This window comes from Yersinia sp. 2542 StPb PI, assembly GCF_048593855.1.
In the GTDB taxonomy this organism is placed as follows: Bacteria; Pseudomonadota; Gammaproteobacteria; order Enterobacterales; family Enterobacteriaceae; genus Yersinia; species Yersinia enterocolitica_E.
Window position 1 is genome coordinate 1 of record NZ_JAZGQA010000529.1, and the last position, 339, is coordinate 339.

Here is a 339-nt window from a genome sequence, read left to right on the forward strand (position 1 = left end):
GATGTCTTTTGCCGTCTGCAAATTGATATCGCCGGTGGCGTTCAACTGGCTGCCGCGCAGGGTTTCATCATAGAGATCCACTGAACTGGTATGGCGCTTGCTCGACGATTCGCCGGTGACGTGCAGGCTGTCGGTCGCTGCACTCAGGTTAATGTTCTGCGCCTGCACATCCACCGTGCCGGCGTTAATGTTAGCCCCCACCGCAGTCAGGTTGTCGACGTTGGCCGTCAGCGCACCGCCGACATTCACCTCGCTGCCCAGATGGCGGATATGCTCACTGGTCGAACTGCCATAACCATAATTCGCACTTATCTGGTCGCGGGTTTGGACGGTATTGAG

General features: G+C 57.2%; 1 protein-coding gene. It reads right to left on the reverse strand.

Annotated features, from left to right (window positions below; translation table 11 throughout):
* Window positions 1-339 (reverse strand): hemagglutinin repeat-containing protein (locus V1952_RS22620; protein ID WP_420075645.1); only part of this gene is annotated, 339 nt, incomplete at both ends.